Raw genomic sequence first — 18,870 nt, forward strand, 5'->3', positions numbered from 1 at the left:
CCGTGATCTAGCTCACAACTTGAACCATCGACCTTGTTGCTCAGAACAGCCTTGATGTCAAAAAAGTCACTAGAAAATAATTCATTGAATTTAATCTCTTTTTATCTTGTCAAAAACCGTCATATCCAGTCTTGATAACGACCTCGTCACCTCAATTAAACAACGATGGATTCAGGCCCAGTCAAGGTTGGGACGCCTACCGTGTGGCTATCGGACCATTTCCGATTTCACAGAACCGACAACAAGTTCGGAAGTGTTTACATCAGAGGAATAACGCATATGAAGAAGTCTGCACTGACTATTGCCATCTCCAGCCTGCTGCTGGCGAGCGGCGCCCATGCTGCTACCGTTTACAACCAGAACGATACCAAGCTGGAAATCGGCGGCCGTGCACAAGGTGCTTACTACGGTACTGACGACAACGGTTCCGAAGGTGACCAGAGCTACTTCCGTCTGCACGTTGCTGGCGAGACCAAGATTGCTCCCGAGATGAAGGCGTTCGGCTTTGCCGAGTACAACCTGCCGACTTCCGGTTCTGACAACGACGAGCTGCGTTATGCCTATGCCGGCATCAAGCACGACCGTTTCGGCGCCTTCAGCTATGGTCGTCAGGATGGTCTGTTCACCAAGGCCGTCAACAACTATACCGACGTCCTGCCTGAGTGGGGCGGTGACGGCCTGGGCAAAGATACTGAAGTATTCGGTACCGGCCGTACCAACGGTCTGGCCCAGTACATCTACACCTATCAGGGTCTGACTCTGGGTGCCCAGTTCACCGGTAACAACGATCCGCAAAACGCCGGTCGCAGTGCAATCACTGAATCTTTCAACGGCAACACCTACAACGGCGAAAGCTGGAATAGCAAAGGTTCTGCTGAAGGCTTCGCAGTATCTGCCAACTACGATTTCGATATGGGCCTGAGCCTGGGTGCTGCCTATAACCAGGCTGGCAAGACTGACGAGCAAGCTCGCTACGCCGCCTTCGGTGGCGACAAGGATGCCAAGCTGATGGGCTTCGGCGCCAAATATGCAACTGGCGACCTCTACCTGGCTGCAACCTACTCCCACGGTGAAGACCACCTGTTCGTCAACAACGGCTACGCCGAGAAGATGGATGGCTACGAAGCCGTTGCCCAGTACACCATCGGCAAGTTCAAGCCTTCTCTGGCCTACCTGCGCACTGACGTGAAAGACTCCGCTCGTGGTATCGATGATACCTACACCGAGTACGTATCTATCGGTGCCTGGTACAACTTCACCGAGAACTTCAACGCCTACGTTGATTACAAGCTGAACCTGCTGGACTCCGTAGATGGCAAGTCCACCAACTCTCTGGGCAAGAACACCGATGACGTAGTCGCGGTTGCCCTGCAGTACAACTTCTAAGTAATTGGAAGTCAGTTATACCCTGTGATACCAATGTCTACTGTTTGAATGACTTCCGGCCGCTCTGCGGCCGGTTTTTTTATTGCGCCTTTTCAGCACCTTGCATATAACTATCGAGCGGATTGATGGCAATATCCGCGTCGTTGACAGGGAGTGACAAGGAGATATTCACGGATGAGACAAGCGCGCGGGAACATAGACTGGCAACGCGGGTGGCTGTTTTTGCCACTGCTGTTGATATCGCTCATCTGGAGCAGTACGGCAGATGCCAGCTGGGATCAGAGCCTCTATCGTCAACTGGGTCTGGCAGGCAAGCTGGATAAACAGACCTTTCGTCAGGCACTCAACAGTTATCAAACTGTGCGCCACAAACGCAAACCCATTCTCACCATCATCGATTACAGCAAGCCATCCACCCAGCGCAGACTGTTTGTCATCGATATGAAACGCCACAAGCTGCTCTATCACACCTGGGTCAGCCATGGCCGCAACTCAGGTGAACTGGCCGCAAAACACTTTTCCAACCAGCTCAACTCCCGCCAAAGTTCCCTCGGCGTCTATCGCACCGCAGAAACCTATCTGGGCAAACATGGCTACTCCCTGCGGCTGGACGGGCTCAGCCCTGGCAAGAACAGCAATGCCCGCAAGCGTGCCATCGTGGTACATGGCGCCGCCTATGCCAGCCCGACCCATCTGCGCAAATATGACAAGCTGGGCCGCAGTTGGGGTTGCCCCGCCCTGCCCAAAGAGCAGGCCAGAGCCATCATAGATACCATCAAGGGAGGAAGTGTCATCTACGCCCACGGCTAGCGGGCACAACACCAGAAAACGCAAGGCCAGCGATCGCTGGCCTTGTTTGTTACGCTTTTCACACTAAACGTGGCGCGTTATTGGCGCACCACCAGTACCGGACAGGGTGCATGACGCACCACAGACTCGGCGACACTGCCTACCAGCAGATGGCTGATACCGGAGCGACCGTGGCTACCCATCACGATCAGCTCAACCTCATCCTCCTTGGCCTGAATGACAATCTCATCGGCGGCTCGGCCAAAGCGAATATCAAAGGTGGCCGGGATCGGCAGGGTGGCAACCAGCTCTTTGAGCTGGGTTCTGGCCTGACGCTCCATCTCGTGGGTGATCTCGATGGCCGTCATATGAAGGATCTTGTAACTGTCAAAACCGTGCAGTTGATCAACCACGTGGATCAGCTTGAGCTGGGCCTGATGGCTCTGTGCCATGAAAACGGCATAGTCGAGTACCGCGCGAGACATTTGGGAAAAATCGACTGGACAGAGCAGAGTCTTGATCGATGGCATAATGCAGTCTCCTCTACTGATTGGGGTGCTATTGAATCTTTACTCGATCATAACGATCCGACCGCAAATAACCCTCGACCCTGTCGCAAAATGGAGATGCGGGATGTTTTCTCCGCCCGCCGCGATCAATGCATGGTATAAATCAGGTGATACGTGCTCTCCTCCTCACCCCCTGCGAGGAAAATGCTGACCATGCTGCGCATCGCTTGTTTGCTGCTTTGCTCTCTGTGTGCGATCGCCCACGCTCGCACAGCTGATATTCACGTCTATTGCGATGGCTGGCCCGGTTTCTGCCAACCGGATGGCCGCGGTATCTATCTCGATCTGGTGCGAACCATCTACCAACCCCACGGCTATCAGATCGTGCCCCATATCGTGCCCTACAAACGCGCCGTCGCCATGGTCGCCAGGCAAGAGGGGGATATGGCGATGAGTGTCTATCTGGACGAGATCAAGGGGGTCAAGCAGCCCCATCAGCCAGCCTCCGCCGATGATGTGACCGTCTTCATGCTCAAGCAGTGGCAGCCGCAATGGCGGGGAGAGCGCAGCCTGGAGGGAGAGACCGTACTCTGGCGGCGAGGATGGGTGCTGGATAAATATCTTCCGGTCACCATGCGGTGGCACGAGATCGACAACCATGAGATGGCTCTGCAGCTGATTGGCAAGGGGCGCTATCGCTATTACCTGACCGCTGGCGTGCTCCATGCCGCCGATGAAACCCCGGCCAATATGTACCGCACCATTTTGCGCTGGATCCCGACTTATCCCATTTTTGCCGATACCGAGCAGGGCGACCGGCTACTGCAGTTGTGGGATCAGGAGATGGTGAATCTGATCCGTCACGGCACGCTGGCCGAGATATATCGCCGTTATCACCTCTATGACTACTACCGCGACTTTCTCGAGGAACAGGCGGTCAAGGCAGGCGAAAACTGATCCCACCATAGGAGAAAGAGAAGGATGCCGTAGCCCCGTCAACAGCAGCAACCTGCCCATAAGCAACACCGTCTCCATTGTGGTTTGAGTCACCGTTGCCACACCACAACTCAGGGTTGCCGGAACCCCTTCGCCAATCGGTCATAGAGGATCACATTGACCGAGGCGGCCAGATTCATGCAGCCCTGGGTCGGCACATAAACCACATCTTTCACCGCGCCATAGAGGGCGGGATCGAGCGTACCATCCTCCGGCCCGAAGATATAAAAAGCGCGTTCCGGATGGACATAGTCGGGGAGCGGCGTAGCGCCATCGATCAGATCGACCACCACGGGCACGCATCCCTGCGGGATAAACGCCATCAGATCATCCACCCCGAGCAGCGGGATCTTCTCCACCATCTGCTTGGTATCGGTGGCAAACCGGCGCGCCAGCTCGAAGCGGTTGCCGGTGTAGTAGACCTCGTCGACCCCGTAACAACCCGCAGCCCGCATCACGGAGCCGACATTTTCCGGAGACTTGGGATTGACCAGCCCCACGCAGCAGAATGCACTCTTTTCCATCATCTCTCCTCATCTTGCGGCGGCCATTATAAGCCGTTGCAAGGCCACCGACCCGTTAAAAGTCCCCTCCCCGGCTAAACCGCTTGCCAACCCAGCTTTGAATGTCGATTTTTTGTGCGCAAGCCGACAAATTTTGTACAAGCTGATAGCCAGCAAACGTTTCCCAGCAATAATAGACAAACGTTTGCAAATGGATGTTTGTCTATGACTGAGCGTGAACAAGAGATCCTCGCCCTGCTGCGTCAGGATCCCATGATTGCCCAGCAGGAGCTGGCCGATCGCCTTGGCATCAGCCGCTCCGCGCTGGCCAGCCACATCTCCAGCCTGATCCGGCAGGGATATGTGCAAGGCAGAGGTTATGTACTGCGAGAGGGCCCCTACGTAGTGGTGATCGGCGGTGCCAATATGGATATTTGCGGCACCAGCCATGACAACCTGCTGCTCGGCGACTCCAACCCGGGCAAGGTGCGCACCTCGGCCGGTGGTGTTGGCCGCAATATCGCCGAGAATCTGGCGCGACTCGGCAGCGATACCCGGCTGCTGACCGCGGTCGGCAACGACCAGTATGGCCACCATCTATTGGAGGTGAGCCAGCGGGCCGGCGTCGATGTGCGCCAGACTCTGGTGCTCGATGGCCACACCACCTCCTGCTATCTCAGCCTGCATGATGGCAGCGGCGAAATGAGCTGTGCCATCAATGACATGGCCATCATAGAGCAACTCACCCCTGCCCGCCTGACACCCCTCGCAGGCTTTCTCGGCGGTGCCCGGCTTTGGGTGCTCGACACCAATCTGGCCATCCATACCCTCGACTGGCTGTTCGAGCGACAGGGGGAGCACGCCATCTTTGTCGATACCGTTTCGGTGGCCAAGGTGGAGAAGATCCGCCCCTGGCTCGGCAAGATCCACACCCTCAAACCCAATCGCAGCGAAGCCGAGCAGCTGTGCGGCATGACCATCGCCGGGCCCGAAACCTGGCCCATGGTGGCCGCCTGGTTCCACCGCGCCGGGATCAAGCGACTGTTCCTCAGTCTGGGTGAACAGGGGATCTTCTACAGCGATGGCGAGCAGCAGGGCCATCTGCCGGTGCTGGGCAGCCCGGTGCTCAACGTCACCGGCGGCGGGGATGCCTTTATGGCTGGCCTCGCCCACGCCTGGCTGCAACAGCTCGACATTGCCCAAACCACCCGCTTTGCCTTGGGCTGCGCCGCCCTCACCGTCAATTGTTCCGATACCGTTTTTTCCGGTCTGAGCAAGACCGCCGTTGACCGCATACTGGAGGAGTACTCATGCTGAACGCTTACCTCGATATCCAACCGGAAGTGGCTGCCGCGCTGGCCGCTGGCAAACCGGTGGTCGCCCTCGAATCCACCATCATCTCCCACGGCATGCCCTATCCGCAGAACGTGGAGACGGCCCGTCAGGTTGAACAGGTGGTGCGCGATAACGGCGCCATTCCGGCCACCATCGCCATTCTCGACGGCCGCCTCAAGGTGGGACTGGATGCCGGTGCGCTGGAGGCCCTCGGTCGGGCTGGCCATGCGGTTACCAAGTGCAGCCGCCGCGACATTCCGTTCGTGCTGGCACGCAAAGGGATGGGGGCCACTACGGTCGCCTCGACCATGATCATTGCCGCCATGGCCGGGATCCGGGTCTTTGCCACCGGCGGGATCGGCGGGGTACATCGCGGCGCGCAGGAGACCTTCGATATCTCCGCCGATCTGCAGGAGCTGGCCCAGACGCCGGTGGCCGTAGTCTGCGCCGGCGCCAAGTCGATCCTCGATATCGGACTGACGCTGGAGTATCTGGAGACGCAAGGGGTGCCGGTGATCGGCTATCAAACCGAGGAGCTGCCCGCCTTCTACACCCGCGAGAGCGGCTTCAAGGTCGATTATCGCCTTGATACCCCTGCAGCCATCGCCGAGGCGTTGCGCCTCAAGTGGGAGCTGGGACTGGCGGGCGGCGCCGTGGTGGCCAACCCCATCCCGACCGCACACGCCATGCCGAAAGCCGATATCGACGCAGCTATTGCCCAGGCGCTGCGTGAAGCCGATGAGCAGGGGATCAAGGGCAAGGCGTCAACCCCCTTCCTGCTGGCCCGCGTCTGCGAGCTGACTGGCGGCAACTCGCTGGCGGCCAACATCCAGCTGGTATTGAACAACGCGGCCCTCGGTGCCCGCATCGCCGCCAGCCTCTGATCGCACGCCGATACCTCGCCATGCAAAAGAGGGCCTCGCGGCCCTCTTGTTGTTTTTGCAATCTATTGTGCTATTGCAACACTGTGTTATTGCAGTACCACGCGCCCATTGAGGGGCTGCACCGGCCGGTTGTTGGGGTGGTGCATCACAGCCTTGAAGGCGTCGATCTGGGCCTGACTGACCTCGACCGGCTGCTTCATCACCAGCCAGCGCACTCCTTCCGAGCAGGGGGGCGTGGTGAGGGAACCGCTGAAGCGATAGTAGTCACGGCTCTCGGGCAACAGTTGCTCAGCAGAGAGCGGCGCCTTGAGAGTGTGAATCTCTCCCACCTTGGCAGGTAATGCACTCCAGGCTGCCGCCAGCGCCGGATTGGCCTTGCCAGCCTCGAACATCACCGCCACCACGGCGATCTCTCCCTTGTCATTAACGTGCACCAGATGCCCTTCCAGCGGATAGGATTTGCCCTCGATGAGGTTTTCGCTCGGGGCGTGGAAGTGAAACTGCTTGAGCTCAAACCTGGTGCCATCGAGTTGCAAGGTGCTGCCCGGGGCATAACCGACCTGCACGGTGTGACCGTTGTTGACCACTGTGTTGCCACCCGCCTGATAGTGGAGTACCAGCGGGGCCAGTTTGGCCTCGACCAATCCGCTCAGGTCAACCGGCGACTGATTGCTGCCCGCACACTGACCAAACTCAGGGGTCAGCTTGGCCCAGTGGGCAGGCCCCGCCTCACCGCTATATTCCCAATGGGGGGTGGCAGCAAACACGACAGGGCACAGCAACAGGGAGCAGGCCAACAGAGACTTTCTCATCATACATCCTTATCTTGATTGAAAAGCACGACCATCCGGCGCCGCTCCAAAGAACAAGACGACAGAGGGTGTTGAAACGCAGGGTACAATTTTCTCATCCTGTCGGTTTATTATTAATGATGTATTTGATAGGTATTTATTTAACGGCAGAATGGCAAGGCATATTGAATAATCGCTTTATTCAATGACAGCAATCTAATTAATCGCCTGTTCATTTTCTTTGCTTCGCACATAATCCAGACATGATGCTAATTTCATACTCTCCTCTTAATTATCCTGCCCCAATTTTGCCAACAAACCATATGTGATTGTTTTTATTGTAAATAATCAAGCAAGCCTGATTTTAATCAATTAATGAGCAGCGCTTTGACGTCATCCTTGTCTTGCTGGCATAAACAGCATCAAGGGAGATGACGCAATGAGAAAATATTGTTTGCTAGTGGCACTGATATTACCCGGTGCCGGTTGGGCGAATGAACCCATACAGCCCGTGGAACCAGCCAAGGTGACAAACCCGGAAAAAGTCGAATTGGGCAAGATGCTGTTTTTCGAGCCAAGACTCTCCAAATCCGGCGCAATCTCTTGTAACTCCTGCCATAACCTGGCGACCGGTGGGGTGGATAATCAAGTCAGCTCACTCGGCCATAAATGGAAAGTGGGCCCTATTAATTCACCGACCGTACTCAACTCCAGCCTCAACTTCGTGCAGTTCTGGGATGGTCGCGCCAAGGATCTGAAAGAGCAGGCGGCAGGCCCCATCGCCAACCCGCTGGAGATGGCATTTACCCACAATCTGGCGGTAGAAACTCTGCATACCCTACCTGGTTATCGCACCCGCTTCAGCGCTGTTTATGGCAAGGACAATTTCGGCATTGACGAAGTCACCGATGCCATCGCTGCTTTTGAAGAGACCCTGGTTACCCCCAATGCCCCGTTTGACCGCTGGTTGAAAGGGGATAGCAAGGCACTGACCGCACAACAGCTGAAAGGGTATGAACTGTTCAAAGCCAAAGGATGCACGGCATGCCACAACGGGGTCGCTATCGGCGGCAACTCTTATCAGAAGATGGGACTGGTCAAGAGTTACAAAACGGATAACCCGGCTCAGGGTCGCGGGGCAGTCACCGGAGAGAAGCAGTTCATCGGCTGGTTCAAGGTACCCACCCTGCGTAATATCGAGCTGACTTATCCCTACTTCCACGATGGTGCAGTATGGGATCTGAAGGAGGCAGTCCAGATCATGGCTGATATCCAGCTGGGGCAGCGCCTCACAGATCAGGAAGCCGAAGATATGACTGCCTACCTCAAGAGCCTGACCGGTGAGCAGCCGCAGATCGTGTTGCCACAACTCCCACCGTCACAACCTGATACCCCCAAACCAGAGGTAAAAAGCTGATAAAAAACAACAGGGGCCGTGGCCCCTGTTGTCTGTTACCTTACCGGACGATTCAGCGATCCCGATTCAGGGTGATCAGGCGATCAAAAATCGCTTCACCATCGGCACGCAAACCGTTGTGCTCATACTCATTGGTGATCCAAGCGCGACTGTTGCCAAGACCACGCAGAGTTTCGCGACTGTAGTCAAACTCCACATACATATCCTCGGCATAAACGGCGCATGCTACCGGCACCTGGTTGCAGGCCAGTTGTGCCGGGTCATAGAGCGCCCCCCAGTCCGCCTTGTTGGCCAGCAGATGAGCCGCCTCTTTCAGGGGCAGCAACTCGCGGAACTGCTCGAACATCCAGGGGTAAACCATCTCGCCGGTGAAGGCGAAATCCTTGCCGGGTGCCCAGTTCACCGCCGGGAATTCCACTCTGACCCGATCCGCCGCCCAGCGAGTCGCCTCCCCTTCGGCGTAGATAGCCTCGTGCAGGATGGCAAACAGCGGGTTGGTATTGAATGGCTGCATGCTCTGCACCTGATAGAGAAAGGCCGGGCTCAGCTTGTCGCCGATAAAGGCCTCTTCCAGCAGGTAATAAAGTTCCTCAAAGGCACCCGTAGCGCCGAGATCCAGCCCTTGCTGCTGGAACTGCTCCACCGTAAGGCGCTGGCCGTTGGGCAGTCGCACATCGTGCTGGTGCAGATGGTTGGCCAACCGGTTGGCAATCCCCTGAGCGTGGGGGAAGCGGGCGAAGAAGGCTCGGTTCTTGTCAGCCACCCGCTGATAGGTGGCGCGGTAAACCTCCTCGGCGCTGCGGCCAATCGGCGCGATGCCGCCGGTGATATAGACCTCCCGCAGGCTATCGGGGAAGAGCGAGAGATAGGTCAGGCAGCAAAAACCGCCAAAGCTCTGACCAAGCAGGCTCCAGCGATGCTTGGGGCTGAGCTCCTGCCGGATGAACTCGGCATCTTGCACTATGCTGTCGGCGCGAAAATGGCCGAGATACTCCGCCTGCTCGGCCGGGGTCATTTTGGCCAGACTCTGCCCGTGGATGGGGCTCGACATCCCGGTGCCACGCTGATCCAGCAGCAGCACTCGGAACTCCTGCAACGCCCGTTTGAGCCAACCACTGTTGGCCGTCGGGCGCGGAGCCCCGAATCCCGGCCCCCCTTGCAGAAAAAGCAGCCAGGGCAACTTCTCATCGATCTTGTCTTTACGGCAGAGGGTGCGGGCAAACAGGGTAATGCTGTCACCATCCGGCTCATCATGATCGAGGGGAACGGTAAAAAAGTGCGGCTCGCAATGAATGCCGTCCAGTACATAGCTCAAGGGGCTGTTCATCTGGGGTCTCTCCGTCAGGATGGGAACATCATTGACCCCATCATATCCCCGCCCAGCCACAGGGTCACTCCGGTTTTCCAAAATGTTAACAATGGCTTAAAGGTCGAAACATCACCAGACAAGCCGCTCTTCAACAGTGCTGAATTAATTGTTTTGCAGGGGAGATTGACGCCATGGCGCCATTCAACAAAGATGGCTCGCCTGCACAGGAGTGCAGCCATTCAGGCCGACAAAATGGATAAGGGAATGTGATGAAACCGAAGTGGATCAGGGCTAGAAAAAGAGAGAAGAAGCCATGCCCTGGCAGCATGCTGCAGACCGGAATGCTGCTGTTCAGTGCCACCTGTGGCGCAACGCTCTTTTTGGCGGCATGCAACAGCAATTAGAAATGAAAAAGCCCGCTCGATTGAGCGGGCTTTTCGAATTTGGCTCCTCCTACTGGACTTGAACCAGTGACATACGGATTAACAGTCCGCCGTTCTACCGACTGAACTAAGGAGGAATTATGGTGCCCAGAGACGGAATCGAACCGCCGACACGGGGATTTTCAATCCCCTGCTCTACCGACTGAGCTATCTGGGCAACGGCGCGCATTAAACCCTTTCCAGCGCAGCGTGTCAACCATGATGGCACGATAAAAAGTGCGTTCGCTCAACAACCGAACGAAGCGGCCATTTATTATCCATCCCAGTCCCGTTTCACGCACTTGCTGGCCTCTGAACACCCTGCAGTCTGCGCCAATATGATGGAAATTCGAGGTTCAGCGGGTCCGCCGCATTGAGCCGAATCCACTCTGCGAGTATGCTTTGCCGCAATGATACCGCCTGGAGGCAACATGAGTCTGAATATGCAAGAGTGGCGTGATGAGACCACCGAGATCGTCAACGAACTGCTGGCCGATGGCAGCAATCCCGATGCGGATTACGACATCGAGCACCACTTCGCCTGCCAGGATTTCGACCGTCTGGAAAAAGCAGCGGTTGACCTGTTCAAGGCCGGTTTTGAAGTGACCGATGCCGAAGAGATGGAGCTGGATGACGGCGCCACCATCTTCTGCTTCGATGCCACCATCGAGTGCAAGCTGAATGTCGAAGCGATCGTTGCCGATATCGCCAAGATGCTGCCCATCCTGGAAAAATATGGGGTGGATTACGATGGCTGGGGCACCTACTTCCAGGATTGATCCTGCCTCCATCGTAAAACAACAAGGCCACCTTGCAGTGGCCTTGTTGTTTCTGACGATCTCTCACGCCAGATAGCTGGCAGCAAACTCCGCCGGCGGCAGGGGACGACTGAACAGATAGCCCTGAAGCCGATCACACCCCGCCTCGGTCAGCCACAGCTGCTGCTCGGGTGTCTCTACCCCTTCGGCGGTGATCCGTATCCCAAGCTCATGGCCCAATCCGATGACCGAACGCACGATAGCAGTGGTCGCGCTATTGCTGGCCAACCCCTGAGTGAAGCTGCGATCCAGCTTGAGGGTCGCCACCTGCAAACGCGGCAGATAGGCCAGCGAACAGTAACCGGTACCAAAGTCGTCGATGGCCAACTGAAAACCGGCGGCGATCAGGTTGTCGAGGTTGGTCTCAATCTCGTCGGCATTCTCCATCAATACCCCTTCGGTGATCTCCAGCTCCAGTTGACTGGCCTTGAGACCATGGCGAGCGATGCAGGCAGAGACCCGCTCACAGAGCGCCGGATCACGAAACTGCAGCGGCGAGAGGTTGATGGAGAGCACCATATCCGGCTGCGCAGTTTGCCACTGCGCCAGCTGGGCACACCCCTGCTCCAGCATCAGCTGGCCAAGCTGACCGATGATCCCCATCTCTTCCGCCAACGGAATGAATTCGTCGGGGGAGATCATCCCAAGCTCGGGATGGGGCCAGCGACAGAGCAGCTCGGCGCCGTGCAGCCGGTGAGTGCGAGTACAGATAATAGGCTGATAGACGGCAACCAGCTGGGCAGATTTGATAGCGAGCGGCAACTGGGCGGCGATCAGCTGACGTCGCTTGAGCCGGGCATGCAGCTCGGGAGCAAACAGGGTGCAGTAATGCTGCTGCCGTTTGCCCTGCGCCAGCGCAGCCTCGGCATGACTGAGCAACCGCTCGGCATCGCTTGCCCGCCCCTGGGCCAGCCCCAGAAACACCGGGATCTGGATGCGATGATCTTCCACCTGATAGTGCTCCATCAACTGCTGCTGCAGATGCTGGCTCCACCCCTGCAATGGCTCATTGAAATCCGGCAACAACAGGCTGAAGTCATCGGCAGCGACCCGACAGAGCAGAGAACGCGGCGGTACCAGCTGCTGCAACCGCTTGGCCACCTGGCTCAGCAGTCGATCGGCAATCCGGATCCCGAAGCGATCGTTGATTTCACGAAAATGGTGCAGATCAACCAGCACCAGCGTGGCACTGCGTCCCCCAAGATGGCGGCTGGTCTGCAAGAATCGGGAGAGTTTGAGCAGTCCGGTCAGACTGTCGTAGTGCTGCTCCTGCTGCAACTGCGCCTGAGTGGTGCGCAGGCCGGTGATGTCACGCCCCAGCGTCAGGATCCCGAGGGAGTGGCCATCACCATCGGGGACATCGACCCGGGTGATCTCCATGTGTCGACCCTGCCCGCTGGCATCCAGCAGACAACACTCGCCATGACCCATCCCCTGCGGCGCCGCCAGCCGGAACGGCAGTTGCTGACCCAGCACCTCATCCGCCCCCTGGCCGATAAAGTCGAGAAACGCCTGATTGCACTCCAGCAACACCCCGTTGTGATCATCGAAACGGATCAGGTCAGGAATAGCATCGAGCAGAAAACGCTGCAACAACTGCTGCTTTTTGACCGTCTGTTCCAGGCTCTTGCGCTGGGCAATCTCATTAACCACCCCGAATACTGCGCACGCTTCCCCCTGCGGGGTGTAAAGAGGCACCTTGTGCACCTCCATCCAGCAGGTATCACCACCCCGGTTGCAATGGAGCTGCTGATACAGCATCGGCACGCCTCCGGCAAGCAGCTGCTCATCCTCACTGCGAAAGAGATCGCCCCAGGGCATCTCTGCATCTGTCTTGCCGACTACCTCGGCAGGCGACTCCAGCTTGGCTTCACGGGCGAACTCACGATTGGCGAACAGGTAACGCCCATGACTATCCCGACAGAAGATACTCATTGGCAATTGGTCGATGATCTGCTGCAGCAGATCCGGGGTGAGCATGTTGGTCACAGGGGCGCTTATGGAGGAATTTCGAGCAAATCTATGATAGCAAACCAATTTTGTAAAGCACCCCGATCACCTCCCCATAACACCGAACGCTGGATGGTTGCTGACAGAGATTGTCGCTCCGGCGATAATAGGCGCCGGTTGGCCAATGGCCTGGTGATATGGACGAGAGAAACAAGATGAAAAAGATTATGGGGAGCGCATTGGCGCTGCTGCTGGTTGGTTGTGCTGGTGACAATAACGGCGGTGAGGAGTATCGCTACAACCCGCCAATTGCCAAGGCAACCAACAACACTCAGGAAATGGCGATCCCGGTGGATCTGGTGTGGGCTCGCGCCGAGAAGTGGTTCACCGATCACGGCCTCACCATCGAAAACAGCCAGCGTGGCTCCGGCCTGATGACTGCCAACGTCAACCAGTCAGCCGACGGGCTGGAGTGGCTGGACTGCGGCACCATGGGTTCCAAAGTTGCACTGGGCAACCCGAACCTGCAGATAAACCTGATCATCACCCAGAGCGGCAACAGCAGCGTGGCCACCGTCAACGTCAAGGGCAACACCGAGCTGTTCTTCGTTGAATCCTCAGGCGAGCGCGTACCGGCCCCGTCCATCAAGCCGGTCTGTGTCTCCCGCGGTACCCTGGAGCAGAGCCTGTTCGCCACCCTCGGCAACTGATTTCGCTTCCCTGCAAAGATAAAAAAAGCGGCAGATTGCTCTGCCGCTTTTTATTGCCCCGAGTTGGGCTTACTTGTCGATATCGAGCATGTTGTTGGTCAACATGTAATCGATCACCTGGTTGGCCGTGGTGCCAGAACCGCCCGTCAGACTGTCGAAGGTATGGTTCATCAGCACAATCTCCTGAGTCACCGGCGCAGTACTGCTCTCCTTGACCTGCAGGTGCACCCCTTCATTGTCCTGGAACACCGAGAGCAGACTCTTCAGATCAGTCGTACTGTGAGAACCATCGTGATCCAGCAAATCGCTCAGATCCAGCTTGTCTCCTTCCAAACGGTTGATGGAGCCTGACCCCTTGTTGAAGTCCATGATGTAATCCTTGGTCAGGGAGCCGGATACGGTATCCCCCTTGTTCCAGACAAAGGTATCAGCCCCTTCCCCACCAATCAGGATGTCATTGCCCAAACCACCGATCAGATAGTCATTACCAGCTCCGCCATCAAGCACATCACTTCCACTCCCTCCACGCAGCGCATCTTTGCCGTCACCACCGTAGAGATGGTCGTTACCCGAACCACCAAAAATGACATCAGAGCCATTTTGACCATAGATTCGGTCATCTCCACCACCACCATGAGCAATGTCCAGATAGGCATTGCTGTTTGCAGTGATTTTCAGGTCGCTGTTTTCATTGTTGGGGTCTTGCAGCAGAAGCGAATCTGCTCCACGGCTGAAGCTATCCACGGCAAGCTCTGCTGCATCCTGTTTCTGCTGGGAATTGCTATCGAAACCGGATACATGGCTGTCTCCCAGATAGATAATATCGTTACCCTTACCCAGGTAGACCTTGTCGCCACCGACACCCACATCGACAACTATGCCGTTTTCAACGTGCTGCAGCGTCTTGTCGATCGGGGTGCCAGTTCCGGATGTCGACCATTGCACTTTCTGATTACTGGCTGTGGGGTCATACATCTGCACAGAGTCGATCATATCGCCCGTTGACTTGATGTCATAACCCACAACAAAGGTCAGCGTACTTGCACTGGTGTCACCATCGAGATCTTTCAAGGTGTAACCGAAATCAAGCTTGACCGAGGGCGACACTGCAGCACCAAAGAACTGGTAACTGCCGTTATCAAGATCGACAATCAGCGAATGCTTGTTATCGATGTAGATAGTCAGCGTTTTGGTTGCAGCATCAAAGCTATGGCTGAGCGCACTCGAATTGCCTGCAGTAGTAACGGTGTTGCCGTCAAAGTTATACGTCACGCCGCGGATCGTAAGTTGTCCAACAAAACCACCATCAGCACCAACACCATATCCCTCAACACCGCTCAACAAATTACCGCCTATCGGCTGCACCACAGATTGCAACAGAATGGGTGGCAACTTGGTCACGTCCGGGACAATTACCGCATTACCATCCACATTCAAGTAACCATCAAATGCAACTTTGTTCAGCTCGCCAGCTGGCACACTGTTCCCCATGCCGTATGCAAGCGCAGTCACCTTATTGTTCTGCAGATGTTTCGTCCACGCTGCAAGTTCACTCGCCTCAATGGTGTTGGGATTGCTGCCATCACTACCTTCCGGTACACCATCAGAGAGGAAATAGCTTACGTTGGAAGCACCGGTTAACGGTTTCGCATTATTAGTACCAATCCAATTCGTCTCGGCCAATTTAATAGCATCGTCATAATCCGTGCCCCCATTTGCAGTCAAACCATTGATCCATGTTTTGGCTTGTTCAACAGTCATCCAGTATATGGGGTTGCTACTCGTGCCCTGATTAACCATACGAGCTGCATCACTGAACAGTACCAACTGCACCCGAGTTTGCCCTTGCGCCAGATATTGATCCAGCAACTGGTTGGCAGACTCCTTCATGACATCCAGGCGAGTCTTCCCATTGCCAGCATCTCGCCCCATCGAGCCGGAAATATCCAAAATCAGCTGCACATTGGCGCCAACCTTGGTTTCTGACTCCACGGCATGGAAGATCGGGCCAGCAACTGGTACATCGTCACGCACAGCCAAGTCAAACGAGCCAGTGGCAGTCTCAGCTCCAGATTTGCTTACCTCATAGTTGACGGTAAAGCGCAATTCGTCCTGGCTGGTCAACACTGTGCTCTGGCCATCTACTGTGTGGCTAAGCGGCTTGAGCAGAGTAAAGGTATAGCTCGGTGGATTGGCACTGTTATCCACCGTCACGGTAAAGGCTACATTGGCGGGGTTGTTACCAAAGTACCCTTTGAGCCCGGCGCCATCCTGAACAACATTGACCGGCTGACCATCAATACCCGTCACCCCGCTCAGACCCGTGATGCCAACAAGTTTGAGTTGTACGCCAGAGACATTACCACCACTGCCATCAGTCACCTGCAGCGACTGAGTCACAGAAAGCGGGCCGCTAGCAGGCATACCCACAGGCTCAGGCAAGTGTGCATTTCCGCCAGACAAACCATCCTCATCAACCAGACCATTGCCCAGTCGCACAGAGAGATCGTTGTCAGTAATGGTTCCGGCTCCGGTCGCACCACCTACTGTCAGAGTCAAGGTTTCAGTCTGTTCTACCAGCTTGTCATTCACTGTCGGCACTGACACTGTAAAGCTCGTCACACCGGCTGGTACTGAGATTTTGCCTGTGCTGCTGTTATAGGTAACACCGTGACTGAACTGCAGAGTTCCCCAGTCAGAGTTAGAGGCAGCATGAGTACCACTACCCGCGATTGAGAGGCTGTACTCAGTCGCTACATTAGTCGCACCACTCAAGGTCACAACATGCTGTAAGGTAGCCCCTTCAACCACAGTGGCACTCGATACGCCGGTTACATCAGGGCGCGCCAGCGGGTTGACAGCAAAGCTGCCTTGCGAGCCGTCACCGTCCCGATCATAGGCCTTGAAGGTGAAGTCGATGTCGCCATCACCAACCGGGCGCTGCATCTCTGCATACTGGAAGAATTCCCACTTGCCCGTTGCAGGCGTGAATTGCATCTTGAAGATCAAGCTGCCATCACTGGCCTTGCCAACCATGCTGTTGGCACCTTCCGCGGTAATGGTAATTGCCAGACCAGCTGCAGTTTTCAGACCCGTTTCAACGGTGCCGGTAACCAGCTCCAGACTCCCTTTGCCATCAGCTCCCCATTGCGGTGCCACTGTCCCCGAGCCATAGGCAATTGCCTGCGGAGTAGAGGAGCCAAGGAACTCGATAGACTTGACGGTAAAGTCGCTGTTGTCACCCCAACTGGCCGATTTACCGTTATCGGTTGCCTTGATCACCATGGTGTCAAAACCACCCTGCTGAACCTGGAAATTGGCAGCATAATCGCCATTGGCCGCGTTAGAGCTGAAACTCTGGGTTGCAATCAACTGGCCATCCCGCCAGAACTCAACAACCCCACTCTCCAGCTCACCACCGAACATCTTGCTGAACTCGATCTTGGCACCGTAAGCCACAGTGCCGGCATCCAGCTTGATCACCAGCTCTTCAGATACCCCTGAGCCGTCGGCCAGTTTGCGGAAATCGACCTCGTTCTCAATATTGTGGTAAGGGGCTGTCGAGCTCTTGACACCAATGCCTTCACCCGAGCCATTAACCAGAGCACCGGTCAAGACAGTAGACGTTGAAGAGAGGAACCCTTTAGCCGTAATGGTGAACTTGCCACCATCAATGCTGGTGCGATCACCGCTATAACCAGTCATGCTGAACTTGCCGGTCAATACATCAGGAATACTGGTTTTCACCAGCGAAACCGCGGCAGCATCGCCAGCGATGGGGGCATCGTCCTCCACTGTGATAGGCAGACTATCGGTAACGGTTGTTTTGCCATCAGATACAGACACCCCCACCTGGAAGCTAAGCGCGTCTTCACTTTCCTTATCCGGATGATCAAGCGGCGCCTTAAGGGTCACCTCATAGCTCCAGTCACCCTTGGTGCTACCGGTAGGCGCGGTCAACTTGACATCAATGACCGCCTTGTAGTCCGCACCGCCTTGCATGCCGGTATAACCGGTCAACACTTTGGTAGTGGTATTCCAACTCCACTGAACCACAGAGCCACCGGAAGTCAAAGCGGTGGAAGGTGCACTCAGAGCAACGTTTAGTGTGTCCTGACTATCTACATCCCCAACCGTGATCTTACCGCTAGCTACCACACTATCAGTGCTGTCGCTGTTGCCTGCAGTATCCTTAATACCACCGGAAAGCCCCTCTTCTGAGAGGACAGCCCCGTTAGAGATGGACAGCGTCGGCAGATCGTTGACCGCATCCACCTTGATGGTCACGGTTGCGGGACTCGCATCCACGGCGCCGTCGTTGTCTACTGCCGCATAGTTGAAGCTGGTGTTGCCGTTCCAGTTCGCATTCGGAGTGAAGGTGAGCTTGCCGGCGTCCGCCACCGCAATGCTCTGATCCACGGTCACCGCAACACCGTTCAGATAGAGGATGCCGTTGGCAGGCAAGCTCTTGATGGTGAAACTCACCACGTTGCCATCAATGTCGCTGCCACTGAGGGTCGGAATGGCGATGCTGGTTGCATCTTCCTGGCCGTTTGCCTGCTTGTTCGCCGTTTCCGGCGCTTCATTCAGGATCTGCGCGTTGTCGCTGCCCGGCAGTGAGACATTGCCCGCCTTGTCGGTCTGGGTCGCCGTCACCGTCAGCGACTTGCCGTTGGCCGGGGTCGCCTCCGTCCAGCTGATAGTGCCGTTGTTATAGGTAAAGCCGATCGCTGGCTGGCCACTGGCCAGTTGTAGCACCCCGCTCATCAGCTTCAGCTCGACGGTGCTGGTGGTATCGCCATTGTTGATGGTCAGGGTCACTTTGCCACCTGCAGTCAGTTCGGTGTGATTGACCTCAGCTTTCACCTGCACCTGGTCATTGCCAATCTCACCTTTGCTCAGCAGCTTATCGTTGTTGCTGTCATCCACGATGGTGACAGTCGGGGCATTAGTCTCTGTGCTGTCCACCACCACGTCCTGGCTGACGGTTTTGCTGTTGCCCGCCACGTCGGTCACGGTGGCCACCACCGGGTAGGTGCCATCCGCCAGCT

The 18,870-nt window shown here is 56.2% G+C and carries 14 protein-coding genes and 2 tRNA genes; 8 read left to right on the forward strand and 8 right to left on the reverse strand.

Features of this window, described 5'->3' with window-relative positions; all coding sequences use genetic code 11:
- Positions 1-279 precede the first annotated feature (279 nt).
- Positions 280-1,386 carry a porin gene (locus DBR30_RS04135; protein WP_043820833.1) on the forward strand — a complete coding sequence of 369 codons (1,107 nt, stop codon included), beginning with the start codon at positions 280-282 and terminating at the stop codon, positions 1,384-1,386.
- Positions 1,387-1,560: 174 nt separating this feature from the next.
- Positions 1,561-2,196 carry a murein L,D-transpeptidase catalytic domain family protein gene (locus DBR30_RS04140; protein WP_108539805.1) on the forward strand — a complete coding sequence of 212 codons (636 nt, stop codon included), beginning with the start codon at positions 1,561-1,563 and terminating at the stop codon, positions 2,194-2,196.
- A 77-nt stretch (positions 2,197-2,273) separates the two neighbouring features.
- On the opposite strand, the gene DBR30_RS04145 is transcribed toward DBR30_RS04140, so the two are convergent.
- Positions 2,274-2,705, reverse strand: a complete 432-nt coding sequence (locus DBR30_RS04145) for a universal stress protein (protein ID WP_005335309.1) — start codon at positions 2,703-2,705, stop codon at positions 2,274-2,276.
- Positions 2,706-2,897: 192 nt separating this feature from the next.
- Between DBR30_RS04145 and DBR30_RS04150 the strand changes: the two genes are divergently transcribed.
- On the forward strand, positions 2,898-3,641 hold the full coding sequence (locus tag DBR30_RS04150; RefSeq protein WP_108539808.1) for a substrate-binding periplasmic protein: 744 nt from the start codon (positions 2,898-2,900) through the stop codon (positions 3,639-3,641).
- Between the two features lie 110 nt (positions 3,642-3,751).
- On the opposite strand, the gene DBR30_RS04155 is transcribed toward DBR30_RS04150, so the two are convergent.
- Positions 3,752-4,204, reverse strand: a complete 453-nt coding sequence (locus tag DBR30_RS04155; RefSeq protein WP_005335311.1) for an RNA methyltransferase — start codon at positions 4,202-4,204, stop codon at positions 3,752-3,754.
- A 204-nt stretch (positions 4,205-4,408) separates the two neighbouring features.
- Between DBR30_RS04155 and DBR30_RS04160 the strand changes: the two genes are divergently transcribed.
- Complete coding sequence (locus DBR30_RS04160) at positions 4,409-5,500, forward strand: PfkB family carbohydrate kinase (RefSeq protein WP_108588195.1); 1,092 nt, start codon at positions 4,409-4,411, stop codon at positions 5,498-5,500.
- Entirely contained in the window at positions 5,494-6,402 is a 909-nt protein-coding gene (locus DBR30_RS04165) for a pseudouridine-5'-phosphate glycosidase (protein WP_108542166.1), read from the forward strand. Before DBR30_RS04160 ends, DBR30_RS04165 begins: the two co-directional genes overlap by 7 nt.
- Before the next feature lie 86 nt (positions 6,403-6,488).
- Here DBR30_RS04165 and DBR30_RS04170 read toward each other — a convergent pair whose 3' ends face one another.
- Positions 6,489-7,214, reverse strand: coding sequence for a carbonic anhydrase (locus tag DBR30_RS04170; protein WP_108588196.1), 726 nt, complete (start codon positions 7,212-7,214; stop codon positions 6,489-6,491).
- 418 nt (positions 7,215-7,632) lie between these two features.
- Here DBR30_RS04170 and DBR30_RS04175 point away from each other — a divergent pair, with 418 nt between their 5' ends.
- Positions 7,633-8,610, forward strand: coding sequence for a cytochrome-c peroxidase (locus DBR30_RS04175; protein ID WP_064339529.1), 978 nt, complete (start codon positions 7,633-7,635; stop codon positions 8,608-8,610).
- Positions 8,611-8,662: 52 nt separating this feature from the next.
- Here the strand turns inward: DBR30_RS04175 and DBR30_RS04180 are convergent, their stop codons facing one another.
- The 3 genes from DBR30_RS04180 to DBR30_RS04190 form a co-directional block, all read right to left on the reverse strand.
- A complete protein-coding gene (locus DBR30_RS04180; RefSeq protein WP_108541747.1) occupies positions 8,663-9,937 on the reverse strand; it encodes an alpha/beta hydrolase in 1,275 nt (424 codons plus the stop codon).
- Between the two features lie 426 nt (positions 9,938-10,363).
- Positions 10,364-10,439 (reverse strand) — tRNA-Asn (locus DBR30_RS04185).
- 4 nt (positions 10,440-10,443) lie between these two features.
- A tRNA-Phe gene (locus DBR30_RS04190) sits at positions 10,444-10,519 on the reverse strand.
- A 265-nt stretch (positions 10,520-10,784) separates the two neighbouring features.
- On the opposite strand from DBR30_RS04190, the gene rraB reads away from it, so the two are divergent.
- Positions 10,785-11,120: a ribonuclease E inhibitor RraB gene (gene rraB / locus DBR30_RS04195; protein ID WP_026034893.1), complete on the forward strand. Its 336-nt coding sequence runs from the start codon at positions 10,785-10,787 to the stop codon at positions 11,118-11,120.
- 63 nt (positions 11,121-11,183) lie between these two features.
- Here rraB and DBR30_RS04200 read toward each other — a convergent pair whose 3' ends face one another.
- Positions 11,184-13,139 (reverse strand): sensor domain-containing protein, encoded by a 1,956-nt coding sequence (locus tag DBR30_RS04200; protein WP_181363480.1) that lies wholly within the window; start codon positions 13,137-13,139, stop codon positions 11,184-11,186.
- Between the two features lie 185 nt (positions 13,140-13,324).
- Here DBR30_RS04200 and DBR30_RS04205 point away from each other — a divergent pair, with 185 nt between their 5' ends.
- Positions 13,325-13,819 carry a hypothetical protein gene (locus DBR30_RS04205; RefSeq protein ID WP_005335330.1) on the forward strand — a complete coding sequence of 165 codons (495 nt, stop codon included), beginning with the start codon at positions 13,325-13,327 and terminating at the stop codon, positions 13,817-13,819.
- Positions 13,820-13,888: 69 nt separating this feature from the next.
- On the opposite strand, the gene DBR30_RS21315 is transcribed toward DBR30_RS04205, so the two are convergent.
- The gene (locus tag DBR30_RS21315; RefSeq protein ID WP_219927548.1) at positions 13,889-18,835 is read right to left on the reverse strand and encodes a type I secretion C-terminal target domain-containing protein; all 4,947 of its coding nucleotides are present in this window, start codon (positions 18,833-18,835) and stop codon (positions 13,889-13,891) included.
- Between the last annotated feature and the right edge of the window lie 35 nt (positions 18,836-18,870).

Source organism: Aeromonas sp. HMWF017 (genome assembly GCF_003061465.1).
Lineage (GTDB): Bacteria > Pseudomonadota > Gammaproteobacteria > Enterobacterales > Aeromonadaceae > Aeromonas > Aeromonas veronii.